The organism is Polynucleobacter cosmopolitanus, from assembly GCF_002224225.1.
Lineage (GTDB): Bacteria > Pseudomonadota > Gammaproteobacteria > Burkholderiales > Burkholderiaceae > Polynucleobacter > Polynucleobacter cosmopolitanus.
The window spans coordinates 987983-1009589 of the sequence record NZ_NJGG01000001.1 but is presented as its reverse complement, the minus strand read 5'-3'; the positions used below and the strand labels follow the sequence as shown (position 1 = coordinate 1009589).

24 protein-coding genes, 2 tRNA genes and 1 pseudogene are annotated in these 21607 nt (G+C 43.4%); 6 read left to right on the top strand and 21 right to left on the bottom strand.

From position 1 onward, the window contains the following. Positions 1 to 130: 130 nt before the first annotated feature. Positions 131 to 799: a GntR family transcriptional regulator gene (locus AOC33_RS05245; protein ID WP_180738101.1), complete on the bottom strand. Its 669-nt coding sequence runs from the start codon at positions 797 to 799 to the stop codon at positions 131 to 133. 149 nt (positions 800 to 948) lie between these two features. Continuing rightward, positions 949 to 1776 carry a DODA-type extradiol aromatic ring-opening family dioxygenase gene (locus tag AOC33_RS05240; protein WP_089515487.1) on the bottom strand — a complete coding sequence of 276 codons (828 nt, stop codon included), beginning with the start codon at positions 1774 to 1776 and terminating at the stop codon, positions 949 to 951. Positions 1777 to 1920: 144 nt separating this feature from the next. On the opposite strand from AOC33_RS05240, the gene AOC33_RS05235 reads away from it, so the two are divergent. Further along, entirely contained in the window at positions 1921 to 2235 is a 315-nt protein-coding gene (locus AOC33_RS05235; protein ID WP_089515486.1) for a TfoX/Sxy family protein, read from the top strand. 22 nt (positions 2236 to 2257) lie between these two features. On the opposite strand, the gene AOC33_RS05230 is transcribed toward AOC33_RS05235, so the two are convergent. From AOC33_RS05230 to pgsA, 5 genes are all read right to left on the bottom strand, one after another. Further along, positions 2258 to 2578 carry a hypothetical protein gene (locus AOC33_RS05230; RefSeq protein ID WP_089515485.1) on the bottom strand — a complete coding sequence of 107 codons (321 nt, stop codon included), beginning with the start codon at positions 2576 to 2578 and terminating at the stop codon, positions 2258 to 2260. 12 nt (positions 2579 to 2590) lie between these two features. Beyond that, a complete protein-coding gene (locus AOC33_RS05225) occupies positions 2591 to 3439 on the bottom strand; it encodes an ATP-grasp domain-containing protein (RefSeq protein ID WP_089515484.1) in 849 nt (282 codons plus the stop codon). A 208-nt stretch (positions 3440 to 3647) separates the two neighbouring features. Continuing rightward, positions 3648 to 3721: transfer RNA gene (locus AOC33_RS05220), tRNA-Cys, on the bottom strand. Between the two features lie 53 nt (positions 3722 to 3774). Next, positions 3775 to 3850 (bottom strand) — tRNA-Gly (locus AOC33_RS05215). Between the two features lie 130 nt (positions 3851 to 3980). Beyond that, complete coding sequence (pgsA, locus tag AOC33_RS05210; protein WP_089515483.1) at positions 3981 to 4559, bottom strand: CDP-diacylglycerol--glycerol-3-phosphate 3-phosphatidyltransferase; 579 nt, start codon at positions 4557 to 4559, stop codon at positions 3981 to 3983. A gap of 120 nt (positions 4560 to 4679) precedes the next feature. Here pgsA and AOC33_RS05205 point away from each other — a divergent pair. Both AOC33_RS05205 and AOC33_RS05200 read left to right on the top strand, forming a co-directional pair. Continuing rightward, positions 4680 to 5057 (top strand): annotated as a pseudogene (locus tag AOC33_RS05205) (type II toxin-antitoxin system RelE/ParE family toxin). Beyond that, entirely contained in the window at positions 5047 to 5370 is a 324-nt protein-coding gene (locus AOC33_RS05200) for a helix-turn-helix domain-containing protein (RefSeq protein WP_089515482.1), read from the top strand. Before AOC33_RS05205 ends, AOC33_RS05200 begins: the two are co-directional and overlap by 11 nt. 11 nt (positions 5371 to 5381) lie before the next feature. Here the strand turns inward: AOC33_RS05200 and uvrC are convergent, their stop codons facing one another. Next, positions 5382 to 7256 (bottom strand): excinuclease ABC subunit UvrC, encoded by a 1875-nt coding sequence (gene uvrC / locus AOC33_RS05195; protein ID WP_089515481.1) that lies wholly within the window; start codon positions 7254 to 7256, stop codon positions 5382 to 5384. Between uvrC and earP the strand changes: the two genes are divergently transcribed. Beyond that, positions 7255 to 8397, top strand: coding sequence for an elongation factor P maturation arginine rhamnosyltransferase EarP (gene earP, locus AOC33_RS05190; protein ID WP_089515480.1), 1143 nt, complete (start codon positions 7255 to 7257; stop codon positions 8395 to 8397). The two genes, uvrC and earP, sit on opposite strands and share 2 nt — an antisense overlap. After that, entirely contained in the window at positions 8394 to 8954 is a 561-nt protein-coding gene (gene efp, locus AOC33_RS05185) for an elongation factor P (RefSeq protein ID WP_089515479.1), read from the top strand. Before earP ends, efp begins: the two co-directional genes overlap by 4 nt. Before the next feature lie 286 nt (positions 8955 to 9240). Here the strand turns inward: efp and AOC33_RS05180 are convergent, their stop codons facing one another. Further along, complete coding sequence (locus AOC33_RS05180; RefSeq protein WP_089515478.1) at positions 9241 to 9771, bottom strand: YeeE/YedE thiosulfate transporter family protein; 531 nt, start codon at positions 9769 to 9771, stop codon at positions 9241 to 9243. A gap of 1 nt (position 9772) precedes the next feature. Further along, a complete protein-coding gene (locus AOC33_RS05175; RefSeq protein WP_281252748.1) occupies positions 9773 to 10366 on the bottom strand; it encodes a YeeE/YedE thiosulfate transporter family protein in 594 nt (197 codons plus the stop codon). A gap of 154 nt (positions 10367 to 10520) precedes the next feature. Between AOC33_RS05175 and AOC33_RS05170 the strand changes: the two genes are divergently transcribed. Next, positions 10521 to 10706: a hypothetical protein gene (locus AOC33_RS05170; RefSeq protein ID WP_089515476.1), complete on the top strand. Its 186-nt coding sequence runs from the start codon at positions 10521 to 10523 to the stop codon at positions 10704 to 10706. A 3-nt stretch (positions 10707 to 10709) separates the two neighbouring features. Here the strand turns inward: AOC33_RS05170 and nagZ are convergent, their stop codons facing one another. From nagZ to acpP, 11 genes are all read right to left on the bottom strand, one after another. After that, complete coding sequence (nagZ, locus tag AOC33_RS05165; protein WP_089515475.1) at positions 10710 to 11786, bottom strand: beta-N-acetylhexosaminidase; 1077 nt, start codon at positions 11784 to 11786, stop codon at positions 10710 to 10712. Positions 11787 to 11853: 67 nt separating this feature from the next. Next, on the bottom strand, positions 11854 to 12294 hold the full coding sequence (gene acpS, locus AOC33_RS05160; protein WP_089515474.1) for a holo-ACP synthase: 441 nt from the start codon (positions 12292 to 12294) through the stop codon (positions 11854 to 11856). 28 nt (positions 12295 to 12322) lie between these two features. Next, positions 12323 to 13087: a pyridoxine 5'-phosphate synthase gene (pdxJ, locus tag AOC33_RS05155; protein ID WP_089515473.1), complete on the bottom strand. Its 765-nt coding sequence runs from the start codon at positions 13085 to 13087 to the stop codon at positions 12323 to 12325. Between the two features lie 37 nt (positions 13088 to 13124). Continuing rightward, complete coding sequence (gene recO, locus AOC33_RS05150; protein WP_089515472.1) at positions 13125 to 13850, bottom strand: DNA repair protein RecO; 726 nt, start codon at positions 13848 to 13850, stop codon at positions 13125 to 13127. 6 nt (positions 13851 to 13856) lie between these two features. Beyond that, the gene (era, locus tag AOC33_RS05145; RefSeq protein ID WP_089515471.1) at positions 13857 to 14762 is read right to left on the bottom strand and encodes a GTPase Era; all 906 of its coding nucleotides are present in this window, start codon (positions 14760 to 14762) and stop codon (positions 13857 to 13859) included. Positions 14763 to 14785: 23 nt separating this feature from the next. Beyond that, positions 14786 to 15589, bottom strand: a complete 804-nt coding sequence (gene rnc, locus AOC33_RS05140; RefSeq protein WP_089515638.1) for a ribonuclease III — start codon at positions 15587 to 15589, stop codon at positions 14786 to 14788. Positions 15590 to 15609: 20 nt separating this feature from the next. Then, complete coding sequence (lepB, locus tag AOC33_RS05135; RefSeq protein WP_089515470.1) at positions 15610 to 16416, bottom strand: signal peptidase I; 807 nt, start codon at positions 16414 to 16416, stop codon at positions 15610 to 15612. Continuing rightward, positions 16416 to 18224, bottom strand: a complete 1809-nt coding sequence (lepA, locus tag AOC33_RS05130; RefSeq protein ID WP_089515469.1) for a translation elongation factor 4 — start codon at positions 18222 to 18224, stop codon at positions 16416 to 16418. Before lepA ends, lepB begins: the two co-directional genes overlap by 1 nt. Positions 18225 to 18383: 159 nt before the next feature. Further along, positions 18384 to 19895, bottom strand: a complete 1512-nt coding sequence (locus AOC33_RS05125; RefSeq protein ID WP_089515468.1) for a DegQ family serine endoprotease — start codon at positions 19893 to 19895, stop codon at positions 18384 to 18386. A 195-nt stretch (positions 19896 to 20090) separates the two neighbouring features. Continuing rightward, positions 20091 to 21326, bottom strand: coding sequence for a beta-ketoacyl-ACP synthase II (gene fabF, locus AOC33_RS05120; RefSeq protein ID WP_425439819.1), 1236 nt, complete (start codon positions 21324 to 21326; stop codon positions 20091 to 20093). Positions 21327 to 21341: 15 nt separating this feature from the next. After that, positions 21342 to 21578, bottom strand: coding sequence for an acyl carrier protein (acpP, locus tag AOC33_RS05115; RefSeq protein WP_089515466.1), 237 nt, complete (start codon positions 21576 to 21578; stop codon positions 21342 to 21344). Positions 21579 to 21607: the final 29 nt, after the last annotated feature.

Here is a 21607-nt window from a genome sequence, read left to right as displayed (position 1 = left end):
TCAAACTTAAAATTTATGGTACTGCACTTTGTATTACAAAGTTACAATATTACGATAGTGGTTTACCCTGAATTCAAAAACAATGAATAAAAAAAGGCGCCGCAGCGCCCTTTCATATAAATGCGATAACTTATTTTTGCTCTGCTGCAATTACAGCTAATGCAACTTTTGCCGCTGCTTGAATATGGTTATATGCCGCGTCTTTTGCAGCCTCATAGTTTTTGGATTTGATGAACTTAAACATCTGATCAATTTCTTTTAAACTTTGCGCCATTCTATTAGGCTGCAGCAGTGACGTTCCTCTGAGCAAGCTAATTCGGTCCAATAACTTCAACAAACTCTCTCTAACTAAGTTGTTTCCACAGCCACTCAATATAACGTTATAAAGATCCGCTTTTGAATTCAACAATAGCTGCTTATCTCCCTTGTCAGATACTTCATGAAGTTTTTTAATTGCTAAAGAAAGATCATTGATTTGTTCATCTGTTGCTAGACGTGAAAATTCTGCTACTGCAAAACTTTCTAAAAGTGCACGAAATTTATAAAGCTCTTCGGCTTCTTCATAGGACATAGATGAAACTATTGGCCCACGATGAAGTTCATTTGAAATTAACTTATCAGCCTCGAGTTGTCTTAATGCCTCTCTGACTGGAGGTCTACTGACATTTAGGATTTCACAAATTTCTCTTTCAACGAGCCTATCCCCAGATTTGTATTTTCCAGATAGGATCGCTTGGCGCAAATAGTCTTCAACATAACTTCTCAGACCTTGAGGCTTTGGCGGCGTAATTTTTTCCATAAGAGTCTTCAACTTTGTATTACAAAATACTACATCATTATCGACTGCGATTGCTGATGACTGACTCTACTCTCAAAATTTCGCCAGCAACGACTCACAACATAAGAGAATATCCTGACCATTTCAACATTGATCAGCTATTACCACTCTTACCGAAAAACAAATGCAGATATGGAAGTTTCTAATACACGATCTGTGAAAACCTTATAACCTTGTTCTTTTGAAGAAGCGCCAGCCACCACCATGAGAGGCAGCAAATGTTCCTCTTGCCTAAGAGGATGACACAACCTTGCTGAGGGGGCATTGGCCCAATCAATCAAGGCTTGCTTTCTTGTCACTGGATCTGACTCAACAGTCTTGGCTAACCACTCATCAAATTCATCAGAAATAGGGCCAAAGGTAGGTTGACCATACCCACGCATATTATGAAAACTCATACCACTGCCAATAATTAAAACTCCTTGATCACGAAACTTTTCAAGAGCCACTCCTAGGTTGAAATGAGTTTGGGGATCAAGGTTGTTGTGGAGTGATAACTGTATAACCGGGATATCTGCTTTTGGAAACATCATTAGCATTGGAATAAACATGCCATGATCAAAACCACGTGAAGCATCTAGCTTGGCTTTAATTTGAGAACTCGCCAAAGTTTCTATTATTTCTTGAGCGAGCGCTGGGTCACCTTTGGCAGGATACTGAAGATCATAGGTGTGAGCTGGGAAACCATGATAGTCATAAATTAACTCTGGATTTTGTGCCCCAGTCAGACTAATTGTTGATTCCATCCAGTGTGCTGAAATCATCAAAATTGCTTTTGGTTGATTTGATAAGGTCAATGGCAAGTCTTTTAGGAACTTGCCAGTTTTATTCCAAGCATCCTTTGGATTCCAATCCATAAAAAAACAAGGCCCTGCCCCATGAGGAATAAACCAAGTTGGCATTCTGACTGAACTGGTATTTTGATGAATGAAAGACATGAAATTATTTTAACGCAGTGATCCTTCAAATATTGACTTATCCTTTGGTGATCAATGGCTTCCTACTTACTATTATTTAAGCGAAATCAAATCTTTACTCTTTAGACACCTACAATTGAGATTAACCAATAAAAATTCTGATTCATGCCGACCTCCCAAAAAACAATCACCTATTTAAAAGATCAGCTTGCAAGTTTGCATACTGTGTCGACTAAGAGGATGTTTGGTGAGTATTGTTTGTATTTTGATGGCGTACCAATCGCATTTATATGCAGCGACCAATTATTCATTAAGCCCACCAAAACTAACAAACAATTATTAATTAAAGAATTGATTGGCTTCCCTTACCCTGGGGCCAAGCCTTATTTTTTGATCCCAGCGGATCAATGGGAGGATGCCGAGTGGCTCAGAGAACTCATTGTCAGAACGGCTAAAGAACTTCCTCGAGGCAAGAAATAAAGTTTAGAGCGCTACAAATGTCTTACTTCCAATTACACTGAATGGTGCGCGTGAACCATTGGTCTGATTGATTGTTCAGTTGATGAATCAACTGTTCTACCTCATTAACATTCAAACCTAGCGCTTTTTTATCTCCTAATAATTTTTTCATCGTGGCTGAGAAATCATGACTGGCATTAATCCACATCACATCTAAAACACCTATATCAGATAACATTTTTAGAGTGTCGGCTTGAAACTCTCCTAACTTAGAGCCGCTCAAGGTTTCATCATAAGCTTTAGCAATTAAGCCCCAGTGAGTGGTTAACAAATCAATTAAGTCAGAATTTTTGGATAACTTCATGAGGTTAATTAATCATTTATCGAGATGAAATTTAATTGCTGCAGCCAATCGAATTGATGCTTGAGGAGCAATAGGTAAGAACAACTCTGGTTCAATGGCTTCAAGCTCCATCAATAGCCATTGATTTTGATACTTCACCAAGTCAACTCTTGCGTACAGTGAAAAATCTGGCAAATAACTTAATACCTGATCACCAATCTTTTGTGCCTCAATCTCTGGCTCATATAAAGCATTCGTTCCACCATATGCGTCCTGAACCCTGTAATCACCTTGTTGAGGCTTTTTGAGAATCGAATGTGAATAAGCCCCATTGAAATAAATCAATGACAGCTCACCAAAATCAGCCACGCTTTCTAAAAAAGGCTGGATCATGACATCGCCCTTTCTAACTTCTTCCTCAAGATGCTGCTTCACATGATTATCTTTGGATTGACCTTTCAAGGCTCCAATTGCGCCAATAGACACTGCGGGCTTCACCACCACAATGGGCCATTCGGTTGAGTCTATTAAATCATCACATTGTTGGTTCTTGTTTACCCATAGCGTTGGCACAGTTGGTACACCAAAACTTGATAATTCCTTTAGGTATTTTTTATGGCTATTCCATCTAAGAATGCGACTTGAATTCAGAACTTTTGTAACTTGCTCAACATTCTCAACCCAAGATAAGAATTCTTCTAAATGTAAAAAATAGTCCCATGGTGTTCGAATAACAACCAAATCAAACAAAGACCAATCCAGAGATGCGCGCCAAGAAATCAATTCAGATGAGATGCCTAAGATACCTAATTCATGAATCAGCAAATGGGATTCGGGGTCTGGTTTGGCCATCTCTGCACCAGTAATTAAAGCAACACGCATCAAACACCTTTGAAATTTGAAAAATTAGAACTCTGACTCTGTAGCCTTGGATTGTAGGATAGGTTGAAATTCACTAAAACACCGCATCTAAAATGTACCCCTAGGATTTTTAGCGGCATAGATACGATTTATCTTACTTAGAATAATCTGGAGGACTAAAAAGAATTGGTTATGCAATCTAACCATCTTATTTATTGGGAGAAATCGTTGGAGGCGGAACCCAGAATCGAACTGGGGTACACGGCTTTGCAGGCCGCTGCATAACCACTCTGCCATCCCGCCTGGGATGAGTTGTTAAATTAAAAAGGGAAGCTGTTTAAGCTTCCCTCGTAATTTGGAGCGGGATAAGAGGCTCGAACTCTCGACCTATACCTTGGCAAGGTATCGCTCTACCAACTGAGCTAATCCCGCATAACAACAAGACCGTCACTTTACCATAATTTCAGCCTATGTCAAATAAATGGGCTTTTGAGCTGTCTTCAGCTATTGCTATTACCCACACCAAAGTCTTTGTTTTTACTGACTTTTAATGAATCCGGGGTCAGAGTTCAGCTTTAGACTTGATCATGGGCCAGGCTTTTTGGAGATAGTAGAACATCGACCAAACGGTCAGAAGTGCTGCGATCCAAATGAGGGGCTTACCAATCGTTTTCGTGTGGAAAAGATTGAACAAGGTGTCGTTAAAAAGCAAGAATGGAATTGCTATCAATTGAGCAGCTGTTTTGAGCTTACCCACAAAGTGCACTGCCACACTTTTCGATGCGCCAATTTGCGCCATCCACTCTCTTAAAGCTGAAATTGTGATCTCACGACCAATGATGACCAATGCCACCCAAACTTCTACACGATCAAAGTTAAGTAAAACCAATAATGCTGCCGCCACCATGAGTTTGTCAGCCACTGGATCTAAAAATGCACCAAAGGCAGATACCTGACCCCACTTGCGAGCCAAATAACCATCTAACCAATCTGTGATGGCTGCACCAACAAAGAAGATCGTTGCCCAGAGGTTTTTTTCATGAACATCTAACCAAGATTCAGGCAAGTAAAAAATACCAACCACCAAAGGTATGGTCGCAACACGTAACCAAGTGAGGAAAATCGGTAAATTAAAGGGCATGACGCAAGGATAAAGGAATTTCTTATTCTTGAGATGCTTTGAAGAGCCATTCAATGAGAATTAGTCAATTCAAAAAATAACCCTTCTAATTACTATACCACTAAGTGATATAGTAATGAAATGAGACGAGTACTTAAAACACGCTACTTCAGCCGATGGATGAGAAAAACAGAGCTGACCGATCAATCATTGTGCAAAGCCGTCATTGAGATGACATAAGGTTTATTCGACGCAAATCTGGGAGGTCATGTATTCAAAAAAAGAGTTGGTATGGGAAATCGAGGAAGAAGATCCAGCGCCAGAACCTTGATTGCAACCAACCAAGGGAGTAAATGGTTTTTTATGTACGGATTTGAAAAAAATGATAAATCTAATATCGCTGATAATGAATTAGAAGGACTTCAGGATCTTGCAAAAGATCTATTGGCAAGAACTCAAGTCCAAATTGAAGAAGCTATTTCAGCAGGAAAATTAGAGGAGATTTGCCATGGTCCGTAAAGTCAAAGCCAAAACAGACATCTTGGCCGCCGTTCATGAAACAGCAAAGGACTTACATGAGTTGGGTTTTATTGATAAAAGAAAAATGCATAAATATAATTTATTGTGCCTTGATCCAATTCCTGACTATGACAGCAAAAAGATTCGTAAACTCAGAAGCCAATTGCATCTGAGTCAATCCGTACTAGCAGCAGTTTTAAACACTAGCTTGTCAACGGTTCAAAAATGGGAAATTGGAGAAAAGCATCCAAGTGGCTCATCACTAAAACTACTTCACTTACTTGAAAGAAAAGGGCTTGAAGCAGTTTTGTAAATCGTAGAATTTCAGTGCAATTGCTTATAAATAATCTCAGCCAAAGCTTTTGAAATGCCTTCTACTTGCTGAAGTTCTTCAATGGTGGCGCTGGTAACACCTTTTAATCCGCCGAATCGCGCCAAGAGTTTTTGACGTCTCTTCGCCCCTATGCCTTCGATTTCTTCTAGGCGCGAGACGTTTCTGGTTTTCTGTCTCTTGGCTCTCATACCAGTGATGGCAAAGCGATGAGCTTCATCTCTGATTTGGGCAGTGAGTAAGAGTGCAGGACTTTCTAAGCCCAGGGTCATGGGCTCACGCTGATCAGCAAAGATGAGGGTTTCTAAACCAACTTTCCTGCCCTCTCCTTTGGCAATACCAACAATCATGTGATTGTCCAAGCCCAATTCATCAAAGACCTCCTTGGCCATGCTGACCTGCCCTTTACCACCATCAACCAAAACAATGTGGGGCTGTTTCTCAGGCGGAATTTCTTGAAAGTTGGCATAACGCCTGTGAAGCACTTGGCGCATGGCGGCATAGTCATCGCCAGGGATGATGTCATTGATATTAAAGCGGCGGTACTCGCCACTTTGCATGTCGTGCTTTTGATAAACCACGCAACTGGCTTGCGTGGCTTCGCCTGAGGTGTGGCTGATGTCAAAGCATTCAATGCGTAAATCTTCGGCATTTTCAAGATCAAGATTGAGCACCTCAATCAATGATCGTGTTCTAGCTTCTTGCCCACCCGCCTCTGTGAGGCGTTTGGTCAGGGCCAGCTCAGCATTGTTTTGCGCCATGATCAACCAGTGCTTGCGTTGACCTTGCGGTTGCTTGAGTATCTGCACCTTTTTATTGGCTTTGGTATTTAAGAGTTCTTGTAACTCATCATTTTCTGGAGAGTCGCTGAAGTCTTGAATGACCATGACTTTTGGAATGAGTTTGAGTGATTCAGCATCATCACTCAAATAGTGTTGGGTGATAAATGCTTGCATCACTTCATCACTATTGGGCATGGCATCTTCTTTGAAGCGACCCATTTTTGGAAAGTACGCACGGTCTCCCAAATGACGACCACCTCTTACCATGGCCAAGTTAATACAAGCCAAGCCACCCTTCATTGCAATGGCCAAGATATCAACATCACCCTCACCATCGGCAACAGTGTCCATAGATTGTTGTTGCAGCACTTGTGACAAATCTGCGATTCGATCACGCATCATGGCAGCTTGCTCAAACTGCATGTTGTCACTGTAAGACTGCATCGCCTGCTCGAACTCAGCCATGACACTGGCGTGATCACCCTCTAAAAATTGAACTGCCTTGTGGATATCTTGAGCATAGTTTTCTTCAGTGATTCTTCCGACGCAAGGTGCACTGCACCGATGGATCTGATGCAATAAACAAGGTCTGCTTCTATTTTTAAAAATAGTGTCTTCACAAGTTCGTATCTGAAACACTTTTTGCAATATTTGAATACTGTTTCTGACGGCCCATGAATTGGGGAACGGTCCGTAATACTGATGGCGCTTATCCACACGGCCACGGTAATAAGCCAAACGTGGATACTGATGCCCTGAGAGCATCACATAAGGGTAAGACTTATCATCTCTGAATAAGATGTTAAATGGCGGCGAGAGTTCTTTGATGAGGTTATTCTCTAGAATCAAAGCCTCGGTTTCTGTGCGAGTAACTGTGGTTTCTAAGGAACGAATGCGGGTAACCATGCGCTCAATGCGCGGTGATGATAGATTGCGCTGAAAATAACTGTTGACGCGCTTTTTTAAGTCTTTGGCCTTACCAACGTATAAGATTTGTCCTGCTTCATCAAAAAAGCGATACACACCTGGCAAACCAGGTAATTTTTTAACATCATTTAAGAGGGATTCAGGGGTCTCATTCGACATGCGTTGGGATATCTTTTGTCAAATCGTCGATAACTATGGTGATGCTGGTGTTTGCTGGCGTCTGGCCAGGGCCTTGTCACGATTATCGTCCTCATCTATTAATACTGTAAGTTCTATTGATTGTGATGATAGTCGCATTCGTTTATTTTGCGATGATTTAAATGTTTTAAATGTGATTGCCCACGGAGACGCTGTGAGTCACGGCGCCAGTCTGGGTATCGAGGTCTTACCATGGTCGGCTGCTGAGTCACCGACTGTTTTAGCTTCCGTGGGTGATGTGGTGATTGAGGCGTTTGCCTGTCACTTACCAACACCATATATTGAGGCCATGGTTCAAAAGGCTTCTACCAAGCAGCCGATCTGGATCAATCTCGAATACCTCACGGCAGAGACTTGGGCAGACAACATGCACTTGATGCCGTCTCCGCAAAATAATGGCCTGAACAAGTATTTTTATTTCCCTGGCTTCACCTCTAAAACAGGTGGCGTTCTTTTGGGTGATTGGGATGAAGTAACATCAAATTCTTTAAAAATTCCCCAATCTTTGTCTTTGGCCTTTGAGTCATGTCGCCCAACATCAAAAAAAGTATCTGTTTTTAATTACAAACAGGCACCTTTGGATACCTGGCTTGATTCAGTGAATCAAGCCGCTTTAGCTCATGACGATAAGGTTGATGTGTTTTTGTGTGCGGATCAAAACGTATCTGCCGCCACATTGAAAAAATTTGCTTCAACTCACTCGAATGACTCAGCAGTGCAACTGATTCAACTGCCCTTCATCCCCCAGGAAGATTACGATTATTTGCTGTCCATTTGCGATATTAATTTGGTCCGCGGAGAAGATTCTTTTGTGCGAGCCCAATGGGCAGGCAAACCATTCATCTGGGACATCTATCCGCAGTCGAATTTGGCTCATGAAGTGAAGTTAAATGCCTTTTTAGAACGTTATTTTGAACCTTCCACCGCTGAATTAAGATCCACAGGGGTGGCTGCCATGAAATGGGGCCCTGCTTCTGATTGGTGGCCACATTTAAGTGCCTGGACCAAGCATTCTGAGGATTGGAGACAGAACTTAATGGGTCTTGGGCATTTAGAGGGTAAAATCTTAGACTTTGTGAAATCTCAGGAAATATCGCGATGAAAATTGCTCAAGAACTCCGCGTAGGTAACGTTGTAATGTTGAATGGCCAACCTTTGGTGATTCAGAAATCAGAATACAGCCGTTCAGGTCGTAATGCTGCAGTGGTAAAGATGAAGTTCAAGAACTTGATCACTGAAGCACCTAACGAAGGCATTTTTAAAGCTGATGACAAATTTGAAGTTGTGATCTTGGAGCGCAAAGAGTGCACATACTCCTACTTCGCAGATCCAATGTATGCATTCATGGACACAGAATTCAACCAGTATGAAGTTGAAAAAGACAACATGGGCGATGCTTTGAATTACTTAGAAGATGCGATGCCAGTTGAAGTGGTTTTTTACGAAGGCAAGGCATTGTCTGTTGAATTGCCAACCATTGTTGTTCGTGAAATCACTTACACAGAGCCAGCTGTTAAGGGCGACACAAGCTCAGGCCGTGTTTTGAAGAACGCAAAAATTGCTACCGGCTACGAACTACAAGTTCCATTGTTCTGTAGCGAGGGTGACAAGATTGAAATTGATACACGCACTGGCGAATACCGCAGCCGCGCTAACTAATTGCATGCTAAAAAATCAATCTAAAACCACTCTGCGGAGTGGTTTTTTCTTTGGTGCACTCTGATTAATTTTTAAGCAAACAACCTAGTATCTTGAATCGAGAAGGTTTAAATTGAATTCAATAGTAGTTATCAACATTTTCTGTGGATAACTCATCGAGAAGATTTGTTTTCATGTGCCATAAGGGTGCAAAAAATATCTTGATTTGAGCGCATGACTGACTGAATTAAAAAAGCCACCGCATAGATTTTCATCCATGCAGTGGCTTTTATTTTTTGCTTAAGTATTAAATACCCTTTTTCTCAAACCATCTGAACATGATCAAAGTAATGATTGTGAAAATCACGGCAATCACCCAGTGATTAATGCCCAATACCTCTGGCAAACCAATCTTGCCAAAATCAGCCCACGATAAAACAGTGGATTTGAAGAATGGGAATAACTCAGCATAAACACCAGCACCCACAATCATGCCAATCGCACCAAATACAGCGTGCCAACGGCCTTCACCGATTGCACCCACAGATGTACCCGGGCAAAAGCCCATCACTGCCCAACCAATACCAAACAATGAACCGCCCACCAAAATAGCGCCGACGTTCATGGCTTTATGACTGAGTTTGATGAGGCCCATGTCATGCATCGCAAGAATGCCAAACATACCAACAATGATGGCGGATAACATGAACTTAAAAATTGTCATGTCTTTAAATAACATCGCACCCACTTGCTTGTCGTAACGTAAAACACGACCTTTTTGTAATAAGAAGCCAAAAAAGATGCCGGTCACTAAACCTAAAATTTGTTCTGTTGACATGTTATTGTCCCTTTCTGTACATCATGTTGGCCACCAAAGCTCCGACTCCAAAGAAGAAGGCCAAAGCAATGAATGAACTCATGGATAGCTGCATCATGCCGCTCAATCCATGGCCACTCGGACAACCATCGGCCATGCGTGCTCCGATCATCGCAACAATACCTCCCAAGAATGAAAAGATGGCGCGCTTAGCGATCGATGATCCAAAACGTTTTTCCCATGTTGGCGGCACTGCTTCCAACTTAAAACTTTTATCCATCAATGAAGAGATCAAGGCACCAAAGAAGATACCGATGATCATCATGAACTGCCAATCAACCTTCACTTTTTCTTTGACGTAATAAGCATTTTCAGCAACGTGAGCTGGGTCAACACTTTGGAACAACAAGCCTGCCGCTCTCACAAACGTTGTTGAAGCTCCTAGATAGTTAGACTTACCCATCAAGGTCGTGGTGAGATAAACGGAAATAATTGCCAAGAGCCCCACCAATGCTCCAGCTAGATACGGACTCCAACCAGTGGACTCCCCACCCTTGTTTTGGACTTGTTCTGACATTTTTACCTTCCTTTTTAAGTACTTATTAATTTGCTTCAATACAATATATATTATTATATATTAATAAAGATTTAAATGTCAAATGAGGGTGTAAGGTTCACAATAGCTAGGGTTATGGCAAACACTGATAACTATATCTAGTAGTTCGTGTTAAGTTATTGGTAGTTTAAAAGGAGCTTTATTAAGCCTAACTATGAAAAAAATAGTCGACGTATTTAAAAGAAAAGACCGCAGCTTGGTTTGGACTTATGTGATTTTTTTGGATCGCAATCGTCTCACCTCGGGCATCATTGAATTCGAACATGAAGCTTTGCGTTTATCCGAATTAGAAGAGCGTGGTGGCGCCGAGTCATTAACTGCCAGAGTCAGGCCAGCTTAAACCTTAAGCAATCAATTTCAGCTGTTTAAGAAGTTGCTTTGCTCTTAGATAATCCGGACTGACTTGTAACTCAGCCCATGTCATCGCAACAGATGTGGGCATTAATTTCTGAACTCTGGCTCGTGACACCTGATACGCTTTTTCATCATAGGTCAATTCATTGAGCAACTGATCTGCCAAATCTGGGCGATTACAAATCAACACTTGATCACACCCTGCTTCAAGAGCTAACTTAGCGCCTTTAACGACGCTTCCAGCCACTGACGCACCCTCCATCGATAGATCATCACTAAAAATCACACCCGTGAACTGTAGCTGCTTTCTTAAGATCTCTTGCAACCAAATCTTAGAAAAGCCCGCTGGATTTTTATCAACCTTTGGATAAATCACATGAGCTGGCATCACCGATGCCAAACCAAGACCTAAGTACTCATAAGGTTTTGCATCATCACTCAGGATTTGCTTCAAAGAGCGCTCATCAACAGGAATAGCCACATGAGAATCCGCTTCTGCAAAACCGTGCCCTGGGAAATGTTTGCCGCAGTTTGCCATGCCCGCTAATTGCAGACCGTGATTCAAGCTCTTAGCCAAGGTGGCTGCAATTAGTGGGTCACGATGAAACGAACGATCACCAATCACACCACTGCGTCCAAAATCTAAATCCAATACAGGTGTAAAACTAAAATCCACCCCGCAAGCTCGTAACTCAGATGCCAACACATAGCCAGCAGCTGTTGCGGCTTCCATGGCCTTTAATGCGTGTTCCGCATTGGCTTTCTTACCGTGGTTCACCCAAATATCACCCAACTTTTTCATGGCAGGCAAATGTGTAAAACCATCCGTTCTGCAACGCTGCACACGGCCGCCCTCATGATCAATGCTGATCATCACGTCACTGCGAATCGCCTTGATGGCTTTAGTTAAAGCAGTTAACTGGGCCCTGTCCTGATAATTGCGTCCAAATAAAATCACACCGCCAGTTTTAGGGTGAGCAATGCGGCGAATATCTTCTTTGCTAAGAGTTTTACCAATAACATCAAGAACGATGGGGCCTGCTTTGAATGAATTTAATTTGCTCATATAGTTTTAGATGAATGGTTTATTTGTTTATTTGATTATTTGTCTTTTTAGTTTTCTTGTTTTTTGATCATGAACCCATCAGATCTTTTGGGTCAGTCACACCCGTGACCACTGGCGTGCCATAAATCACGATCACAAAGGCCATGGCCATATCAACTTCATCTGTGATACTGACTTGAGCTGTGTAGAACTTCTCTTCCATGAATGTCTGTAGCTGACCAGAGCATTTGATGATGGGCTTGCCACTCGGATCATTCAGGGTTTGCATGGCTCGCCAAGACATCGGACTGCGCATGCCCAAACCAATCGCTTTAGAGAAAGCTTCTTTGGCAGCAAAGCGTGTGGCCAAGTAAGCCATACCTCTGGATTCATTGCGAGCTAAACGTCCTTTGAAGACTTGCATTTCATCAGGCCCAAGAATGCGTTCAGCCAAACGACCATTGGTGCGTTGATAAGCCGCTTTAAGGCGATCAATCTTTAATAGGTCGGTCCCAATGCCTGCGATCATGATGGTTATCGTTATTTAATATCTAAGATCAATGCTTCTGATTCATGGCACGCTGGCGAGCACCTTGCATGAGAGTTCTCATGTCTTGGATCGCAGCCTTCCAACCTTTAAAAACAGCCTCAGCAACAATTGCATGTCCAATGTTCAATTCTGCAATTTCTAATATTTCGGCAATTGCCTCAACATTACCTTCATGCAAACCATGGCCCGCATTAACTTTTAAACCAATCGAGTAAGCAAACTTGGCCGCTATTTTGATGCGCCCCAATTCTTTAGCTTGCTCAGCTCCAGAAGTGTCAGCATACTTCCCTGTGTGCAATTCAATCACAGTAGCGCCAGTTTCTTTGGCCTTGGTGATTTGCTGCTCATCCGGGTCAATAAAGATCGAAACCGTGATACCAGCTTGCAATAAACGTTGCGTGGATTTTTTAATATTGTCAAAGTTACCAATGACATCCAAACCACCTTCAGTTGTGACCTCTTGGCGTTTTTCTGGAACCAAACAAACATCGTGCGGCTTCACCTGACAAGCAATCTCAATCATCTCAGGTGTGACAGCACACTCTAAGTTCATGCGAGTCTTGATCAAAGGGCGCATAGCAATCAAATCAGCATCCTTGATATGACGACGATCTTCTCTTAAGTGCAAGGTGATCAAATCAGCACCATACTCTTCCGCTAACTGAGCGGCCTTCAGAGGATCTGGGTAGTGCGTGCCTCGCGCATTTCTGAGCGTGGCAACGTGGTCAATGTTGATGCCTAGATCAATGATGTTTTTAGGTTTTTGTGACATGTTTTGAATTATGCCTATTTAATGACCATGGTGTTATTTAGATCTTTTTCAAATCAATCAAAATTTGCCGAGTCATCATGGCTTGATCGGGTAAGTGCAGACCCAACAAGAAACGTGTGAGCGCCTTGCTTTGAATCAGGGTTTCTGGATCTTGATAGTTTTTATCATTCATACAAAGCAGGTGCTTACCTGTCATCACTGGCCAATGACCTGGATCATCAGCTTGAAGCTTGCGAATACCTCTCTCTGGCTGATAAACATAATGCTCATCTTCTTCAGGAGTGGTTTGAGTGTCGATGCAAAAGTTCAAGGCTGCCGCAAAGCCGGCTTCTTTTAATAAACTAAGCTCAAAGGGGCGCAATATTGGTTCTAGTTCTTTAGGATCTTGCCCAAGCAAGTGAACCGTTTTGGCGTACTCTTCGTACAAGTCTTCATAAGAGTCTTCTCTAGCAATGAATTTAACCAAGAGTTCATTGAGATAAAAACCACACAACAAAGCATCACCCACCAATGGGGGAACTCCACCCAACCACTCTGCCTTGGTCATGGTGCGCAGTTCACTTTTACCGCTCCAAGAGACTGCTAAAGGTTGAAAGCGCTGCAAGACTGGTCGCAAAACAGAATGTGGACGCTTAGCGCCCTTGGCAATCAAAGCCATCCGCCCATACGAGCGCGTGAAGACATCAAGAATTAAGCTGGTTTCTTTGTACGGAATACTGTGAAGTACAAAGGCAGGTTCATCGTTGACGCGAGTCGACATGATCGTGGATTACTCTATGCCCTGCTCGCGCAGAATGACGCGATCATCTGCCCAACCACTCTTGACCTTGACCCAAGTCTCTAAAAACACCTTGCCATCAAATAGCTTTTCCATGTCTTGGCGAGCCTCAGTGGATATGCGCTTGAGTTTTGCCCCTTTTTCACCAATCACCATGGCTTTGTGACTATCGCGGTCTACCAGAATAGTGGCAGCAATGCGACGCATCGTGCCATCCATCTTGAACTGGTCAATGATCACTGCGCTGGCATAAGGCAACTCATCGCCCGTATGACGAAATACTTTTTCTCTCAAAATTTCGGCAGCCAAAAACTTCTCACTGCGATCAGTCAACATGTCTGGTTCGTAAATCGCTTCTTGCTCAGGCAAGTACGGCTCCAAGAATCCTAACAAGCGCTTCACATCATCGGTATTTTTAGCTGTCATGGGGATGATTTCTGAGAACTCAAACTTCTCACTCATCTCACGCATGAAGGTAAATAGCTTTTGATCGCGATCTTCTGGGGCATCTGCTCTTGAAGCAAACACATCGAGCTTATTAGCCAATAAAACCACTGGGATATTTTTTGGTAATATCTCCAAAACTTGTTCGTCCGCCTTACTCCAGTAACCAGACTCAACCACAAAAAGAATCACATCAACGTCCGCCATGGTGGTTTTCACCGTGCGGTTCATGACTTTATTCATGGCGTTGTTATATTTTGTTTGAAATCCTGGTGTATCAACCAAAATAAATTGTGCTGTCTCAGTGGTGTTAACACCCAAAATACGATGGCGAGTTGTTTGAGCTTTGCGGGAGGTGATGCTGACTTTTTGGCCCACCAATGCATTGAGAAAAGTTGACTTACCCACGTTTGGGCGACCTACAAGTGCTACGGTTCCACATCGAAATGACATCGATTATTCCTTGAGTTATTACTTTACTCTGGCTTCAACTTTAAATTCAGTTGATCATCAGTAGGATCTTTAGCGGTGACTAAAGATGCTTTCTTTTTTGTTGCTTTGGTTTTCTTAGGCTTTCTGCCAGATTGAGAAACAATCTTCTGAGCAGCATCTAAGGATAACTTGGCAGCGGCTTGCTCGGCAGCTCTGCGCGATGCGCCCTTACCATTGAGAGTCACTTTCAAACTTGGGATTGAGCATTCAACTTCAAACTGCTGATTGTGAGCCACACCCGTGGTTGCAACGACCGTGTAGATAGGCAAAGGTAATTGGTGGCCTTGAAGATATTCTTGCAAGAGGGTCTTGTCATCTTTACCCAAAGTTCTTGGATCGACATGCTCCAAAATTTGCGAATACCACTTCCTCAATACTTTTTTAGAAGCTTCAAAGCCAGAATCCAAAAAGATGGCTCCCACAATTGCTTCAAAGCTATCAGCCAAAATCGATGGTCGCTTAAAGCCACCACTCTTGAGCTCACCCTCACCTAAACGCAGGCAGTCAGAGAGCTGCAAAGCTTGGGCGATTTCATACAAAGCTTGTTGCTTGACCAAATTGGCGCGAACTCTGGATAAGTCACCCTCATCCAAGTCGCTGTAACGCTCATAAAGCATTTCAGCGACTGTGCAGTTCAAGACTGAATCGCCTAAAAACTCCAAACGCTCATTATTTTTTTTGCTGTGACTGCGATGAGTCAGGGCCTGCATCAGTAAATCAGGCTTTTGAAATGTGTAGCCCAAGCGCTCCTGCAAGAGTTTGATGTCTAGAGGTGCGCGAGGAGTCATATCGCTCTTAGCCAACTTGCTCACTCAAAACGCCCAATGCGTTTCAGGTCGCCTAAATTCATCCAAACAAAAAAGGCTTTACCAACCAAATTATTCTCAGGGACAAAGCCCCAAAAGCGCGAGTCTGCCGAATTGTCTCGGTTATCACCCATCACAAAGTAATGACCTTTTGGCACAGTGCAAGTCACACCAGTCATGGTGTAAGTACAGTTTTCCGCATAAGGGAAACGATCTTGTACAAAAATTCCTGGAGGACGCTCAGGATGATTTAAAACGTTATAAGAATGGCCACCAAATTCTTTAGGGAATGTCTCCTTAAAGAATTTTGCATAGGTCATGCCCTCAGGATCGAGGTAATCTGGCTTAGCTTCAGATTGAAATTCTTGACCATTGATGGTCAAGCGCTTACCTTGATAAGAAATCACATCACCTGGCAAACCAATCACACGCTTGATGTAATCGACTGATTCATCTTTGGGAAAACGAAAAACCGCTACATCACCACGCTCCGGCGAATTCATTTCAATCACTTTTTTATTGATGACTGGCAAACGAACACCATAAGTGAATTTATTGACCAAAATAAAATCACCAATCATCAAAGTAGGAATCATGGAGCCTGATGGAATCTTGAAAGGCTCAAACAAGAATGAGCGCAGAAAGAAAACCGCAAAAATCACAGGGAAAAAGCTGGCCGTGTACTCCAACCACAAAGGCATGCGATCAATACCCGCCGCTTTTCTTTGAGGAGCAAATACCAATTTATCGGCAATCCAAGCGATACCTGTGACAACCGACAAGATCAAAAGAATCAAAGCGAAGTTCATTACTTGTCCTCCACTTGCAAAATGGCTAAGAAGGCTTCTTGTGGAATCTCCACACTGCCCACCTGCTTCATGCGGCGCTTACCTTCTTTTTGCTTCTCCAATAGCTTCTTTTTACGAGTGATGTCGCCACCGTAACACTTGGCCAACACGTTTTTACGCAAGGCTTTCACGTTTTCACGAGCAATGATGCCGCTACCAATCGCTGCCTGAATCGCCACATCAAACATCTGACGAGGAATGATCTCGCGCATCTTGGCCACAACTTCACGGCCACGGTATTGACTATTACTTCTGTGAACGATGATTGATAGAGCGTCGACTTTCTCACTGTTGATCAAGATATCGACCTTGACAACATCAGATGCGCGGTACTCTTTGAACTCATAGTCCATTGATGCGTAACCACGAGAAATCGACTTTAAGCGGTCAAAGAAATCGAGCACGATTTCAGCCATCGGCATCTCATAAGTCAGCTTCACTTGACGGCCAACATACTGCATGTCCATCTGAATGCCGCGCTTACCTGTACACAAGGTGATCACTGCACCAACATATTCCTGCGGCATGAACAAGTTCACGACCACGATTGGTTCCATGATCACTTCAATGCGACTTGGGTCTGGCATTTTTGATGGGTTATCCACCACAATCTTTGAACCGTCTTTGAGGTCTACTTCGTACACCACGGTTGGAGCAGTGGTGATGAGTTCCATATCGAACTCACGCTCTAAACGCTCTTGCACAATCTCCATGTGCAATAAACCCAAGAAGCCGCATCGGAATCCAAAACCAAGAGCTTGAGACACCTCTGGCTCATACATCAAAGCCGCATCGTTTAACTTTAACTTTTCTAAAGATTCGCGCAAGGCATCGTATTGATTTGATTCAACAGGATACAAACCTGCGAACACCTGAGGCTGAACTTCTTTGAAACCTGGCAAAGGGGCAGATGCTGGCGTTCTGTTCTGTTGACCTGGTGCATGTGTGACCGTGTCACCCACCTTGGCAGCTTTGAGCTCTTTGATACCAGCAATGATGAAACCCACTTGTCCAGCAGATAAGTCAGGACGATCAACTGACTTTGGCGTGAAGACACCAACGTGCTCAACCAAGTGTTGAGTGCCCGAAGCCATCAATAAAACTTTGTCTTTTGGTTTGAGTGTGCCGTTGATGACGCGCACCAGCATCACCACACCCACGTAGTTATCAAACCACGAGTCAACAATCAATGCTTGCAAAGGTGCACTTGCATCACCTTTTGGTGGCGGTACTTTTTTAATTAAATCTTCAAGAACATCTTGAACGCCTAAACCGGTTTTTGCCGAACACGACACTGCGTCGGTGGCGTCGATACCAATCACATCTTCGATTTCTTGCTTAGCGCGATCAGGATCAGCCTGAGGCAAGTCTATTTTGTTTAAAACAGGCACAACTTCCACACCCAACTCGATGGCTGTGTAACAGTTGGCCACTGTTTGAGCCTCAACACCCTGGCTGGCATCTACTACCAACAAAGCACCTTCACAAGCAGACAATGATCGACTGACCTCATAAGAGAAGTCGACGTGCCCTGGGGTATCAATCAAGTTGAGGTTATAAATCTTGCCATCGAGAGCTTTGTAGGTCAAAGCCGCCGTTTGGGCTTTGATTGTGATACCGCGCTCTTTCTCAATGTCCATAGAATCAAGGACTTGAGCTTCCATTTCGCGATCTGAAAGACCACCACATAGCTGAATAATTCGGTCCGCTAGGGTCGACTTTCCGTGGTCGATATGGGCAATGATAGAAAAGTTACGTATATGGTCCATGGATTCCTTAAAACGGCTTGCCGCAATGCAACACCATATTGCACTGCAATAAGACGCCTCTACCCTCTATTGTAGTCGGAACGGGGGTCTCCCCCCCCGATTTCCAATAAAGGTGATTAAAACTAAAGGGTTATCTGGCCTAAAACAATTGTTTTAGGTTTATTTTCCTGGTTTGACAGGAATCACCAAGGTGCTATCGCCTCTGCGAATAAATACAGCCACTGATTTGTTATTTTTCACCACAGCCTTCATGGCAATCTCAAATTGCTTTGCAGCAATGATGTCAACGTCACTTAAACGCACAATCACGTCACCCACTCTTGCGCCCGCTTTTGATAAGACACCATCTTCAGCCATCGCTGTGATTTCAACACCAGCTTTGAGTGATAACTCTTTTTTCTTGGCTTCTGACAAATCAATCACAGCCACTCCAAATGCATTTTTAGTGGAGGCCGCTTCCTCTGGTTCAGCTTTTTTAGCAGCTACCTTTGGCGTAGGCTCTAAATCAGCCACAGTGATATTAAATTCTTTTTGCGTACCCTTGCGCCACACCACGATCGGCGAAGTAGTGCCTGGTTTTGTGTCTCCAACAATTCTAGGTAGGTCAGATGATTTCTCAATCGGCTTGTCACCGAAACTCAAAATAACATCGCCTGGCTCAAGCCCTGCCTTATCAGCTGGCGCCCCCACTTCGATGTTACGAATCAAAGCACCGCGTGCCTTAGGCAATCCTAAGCTCTCTGCAACCTCTTTGCTGACTTCTGCAATTGCCACACCAATACGGCCACGACTGACTTTACCGCTGGACTTTAACTGGTTAGAAACGCGCATCGCTTCATCCATCGGAATCGCGAAAGAAATGCCCATGTATCCACCAGAACGTGAAAAGATTTGTGAGTTGATGCCGACCACTTCACCGCGCGTGTTCAACAGTGGACCACCAGAGTTACCTGGGTTCACTGCCACATCAGTTTGAATGAACGGCAAGTAATCACCGGTGTCGCGACTCTTGGCAGACACAATACCTGCAGTCACTGTGTTTTCTAAACCAAACGGTGAACCAATCGCTAATACCCATTCGCCAACGCGCACTTTTGAAGAATCGCCGATAGTTAAACGCGGCAGACCAGCGGCCTCAATTTTCACCAAAGCCACATCGGTGCGCTTATCAGCACCAATCAATTTGGCTTTGAATTCGCGCTTATCGGTCAATGTGACATAAATTGTTGTTGCACCCTCAATCACGTGCGCATTGGTCAAAATGAAACCATTGCTTTCAATGATGAAGCCTGAGCCAACGCCACGGTTTTGCTCTTCTTGCTGAGGTTTGCGATTGTTGGGACCTTGTTGCTTAGGTGTTGGCAAAGGAACACCAAAGAAGCGGCGGAAAAACTCAGCCTGGTCCTCATCCAAACCTGGCATTCCAGGAATACCCGAAGCAGAACGAACATTGACCTTTTCAGTCGTACGAATATTGACCACGGCAGGGTTGGCTTTTTCAACCAAATCAACAAAGTCTGGATAAGTTCGCACAGCGCTGACAGGTGCGGGTGCACTGACTGTGCTCGCCACCGAAGCGGCTTTCCCAGAATTATTTTGGGCAAAAGTTGGCAGAACAAGCAAAGAACTTGTTGCCACAGACAGAGTTAAAGCAGAAATGATTTTTTTCATGGTGTTGATACTTTAGAGCATTCAGGAAGTATTTGCAGGAAAGCCTTTAAATACTATCTGAGCATGGTTATTAATGAGGTTTTATATGAGTATTTTTAGTTTATTTTCAATGGTCTTAATACAAAAAAGCCTCCGAAATCATCTAGAGGCTTTATTTGATGCACAACCAAGCTAAGCTGGTGTTGAACAAATGATTTAAATACGGCGGAACACGATCGTGCCGTTAGTGCCACCAAAACCAAAGTTGTTTTTAACAGCCACATCAATCTTCATATCTCTAGCAGTGTTCGCGCAGTAGTCCAAATCGCACTCTGGATCTTGATTGAAGATATTGATGGTTGGCGGAGATTTTTGATGATGCAAAGCCAATACAGTGAACACTGATTCCAAACCACCTGCACCACCCAATAAGTGACCAGTCATTGATTTGGTTGAGTTCACAACCACCTTCTTCACAGCATCACCCAAAGCTGCTTTCAAGGCATCCGTTTCGTTCTTATCGCCTAATGGCGTTGAAGTACCGTGGGCGTTCACATAGTTCACTTGATCAGGATTAACTCCAGCATCTTTCAATGCATTGACCATGCAACGACGAGGACCGTCCATGTTTGGAGCAGTCATGTGATAAGCGTCACCACTCATACCAAAACCGGCTAACTCAGCATAAATCTTAGCGCCACGGGCTTTGGCATGTTCATATTCTTCGAGGATCATCACGCCAGATCCCTCACCTAGAACAAAACCATCACGGTCTTTGTCCCAAGGACGAGAAGCAGTCGCTGGATCATCATTTCTTGTTGATAGTGCTCTGGCTGCAGCAAAACCACCGACCCCCAAAGGAGAAATCGTGGATTCAGCGCCACCGGCAATCATCACATCCGCATCACCATACTGAATCAAACGAGCCGCTAAGCCAATGCTGTGTAAACCGGTTGTACAGGCAGTGACAGCAGCAACGTTAGGGCCTTTGAGATTCAAATTAATGCTCAAGTGGCCTGAAATCATGTTGATGATTGAGCCTGGCACAAAAAACGGTGAAATACGGCGAGCACCACGGGTGGTGTACTCGGTGTGGGTTTCTTCAATCATTGGCAAACCACCAATGCCTGAACCTACCAAAACACCAATTCTTTCAGAATTGGCTTCTGTAACTTCTAAACCAGAGTCTTTAAAGGCTTGTGTTCCAGCAGCAATTCCATAATGGATGAATGTATCCATATGGCGAGCTTCTTTAGCAGAAATATAGTCTTCAATATTGAAGCCCTTTACTTCGCCGCCGAAATGCACGCTTAAGCCAGAGTGATCAAACTTAGTGATCGTGGCAATACCAGATCGCCCCGCCAATAAATTTTCCCAGGCATCACCAACGGTATTACCCACCGGTGAAACCAAGCCTAACCCGGTAACAACTACCCGGCGTTGCCCTTTGATCTGGCTCACAGCTAATTAGCCCTGCTTGGACTTGGCGAAATCGATTGCCAATTGCACAGTCGTGATTTTTTCAGCTTCTTCATCAGGAATTTCGATGCCGAATTCATCTTCCAATGCCATTACCAATTCAACTGTGTCGAGAGAATCTGCGCCCAAGTCATTAACGAAAGAAGATTCATTCTTGATTTCTGCTTCGTCTTTGCCTAATTGCTCGGCTACGATTTTCTTAACGCGTTGTTCGATGTTATCCATTTAATCCCCCAAGGGTTGTTGTAAAAATA

Coding starts and splice junctions, on each gene's coding strand:
- earP (WP_089515480.1), top strand. CDS start 7,255: ATGCGTTGGGATATCTTTTGTCAAATCGTCGATAACTATGGTGATGCT.
- era (WP_089515471.1), bottom strand. CDS start 14,762: ATGTCATTTCGATGTGGAACCGTAGCACTTGTAGGTCGCCCAAACGTG.
- AOC33_RS05225 (WP_089515484.1), bottom strand. CDS start 3,439: ATGCGTGTTGCTTTAATTACTGGTGCAGAGATGGCCAAACCAGACCCC.
- lepB (WP_089515470.1), bottom strand. CDS start 16,416: ATGAACTTCGCTTTGATTCTTTTGATCTTGTCGGTTGTCACAGGTATC.
- pdxJ (WP_089515473.1), bottom strand. CDS start 13,087: ATGTCACAAAAACCTAAAAACATCATTGATCTAGGCATCAACATTGAC.
- AOC33_RS05245 (WP_180738101.1), bottom strand. CDS start 799: ATGGAAAAAATTACGCCGCCAAAGCCTCAAGGTCTGAGAAGTTATGTT.
- AOC33_RS05170 (WP_089515476.1), top strand. CDS start 10,521: ATGAAAAAAATAGTCGACGTATTTAAAAGAAAAGACCGCAGCTTGGTT.
- AOC33_RS05200 (WP_089515482.1), top strand. CDS start 5,047: ATGGTCCGTAAAGTCAAAGCCAAAACAGACATCTTGGCCGCCGTTCAT.
- pgsA (WP_089515483.1), bottom strand. CDS start 4,559: ATGCCCTTTAATTTACCGATTTTCCTCACTTGGTTACGTGTTGCGACC.
- AOC33_RS05230 (WP_089515485.1), bottom strand. CDS start 2,578: ATGAAGTTATCCAAAAATTCTGACTTAATTGATTTGTTAACCACTCAC.
- lepA (WP_089515469.1), bottom strand. CDS start 18,224: ATGGACCATATACGTAACTTTTCTATCATTGCCCATATCGACCACGGA.
- AOC33_RS05240 (WP_089515487.1), bottom strand. CDS start 1,776: ATGTCTTTCATTCATCAAAATACCAGTTCAGTCAGAATGCCAACTTGG.
- uvrC (WP_089515481.1), bottom strand. CDS start 7,256: ATGTCGAATGAGACCCCTGAATCCCTCTTAAATGATGTTAAAAAATTA.
- acpS (WP_089515474.1), bottom strand. CDS start 12,294: ATGATCGCAGGCATTGGGACCGACCTATTAAAGATTGATCGCCTTAAA.
- rnc (WP_089515638.1), bottom strand. CDS start 15,589: ATGACTCCTCGCGCACCTCTAGACATCAAACTCTTGCAGGAGCGCTTG.
- AOC33_RS05180 (WP_089515478.1), bottom strand. CDS start 9,771: ATGTCAACAGAACAAATTTTAGGTTTAGTGACCGGCATCTTTTTTGGC.
- acpP (WP_089515466.1), bottom strand. CDS start 21,578: ATGGATAACATCGAACAACGCGTTAAGAAAATCGTAGCCGAGCAATTA.
- nagZ (WP_089515475.1), bottom strand. CDS start 11,786: ATGAGCAAATTAAATTCATTCAAAGCAGGCCCCATCGTTCTTGATGTT.
- AOC33_RS05125 (WP_089515468.1), bottom strand. CDS start 19,895: ATGAAAAAAATCATTTCTGCTTTAACTCTGTCTGTGGCAACAAGTTCT.
- AOC33_RS05235 (WP_089515486.1), top strand. CDS start 1,921: ATGCCGACCTCCCAAAAAACAATCACCTATTTAAAAGATCAGCTTGCA.
- efp (WP_089515479.1), top strand. CDS start 8,394: ATGAAAATTGCTCAAGAACTCCGCGTAGGTAACGTTGTAATGTTGAAT.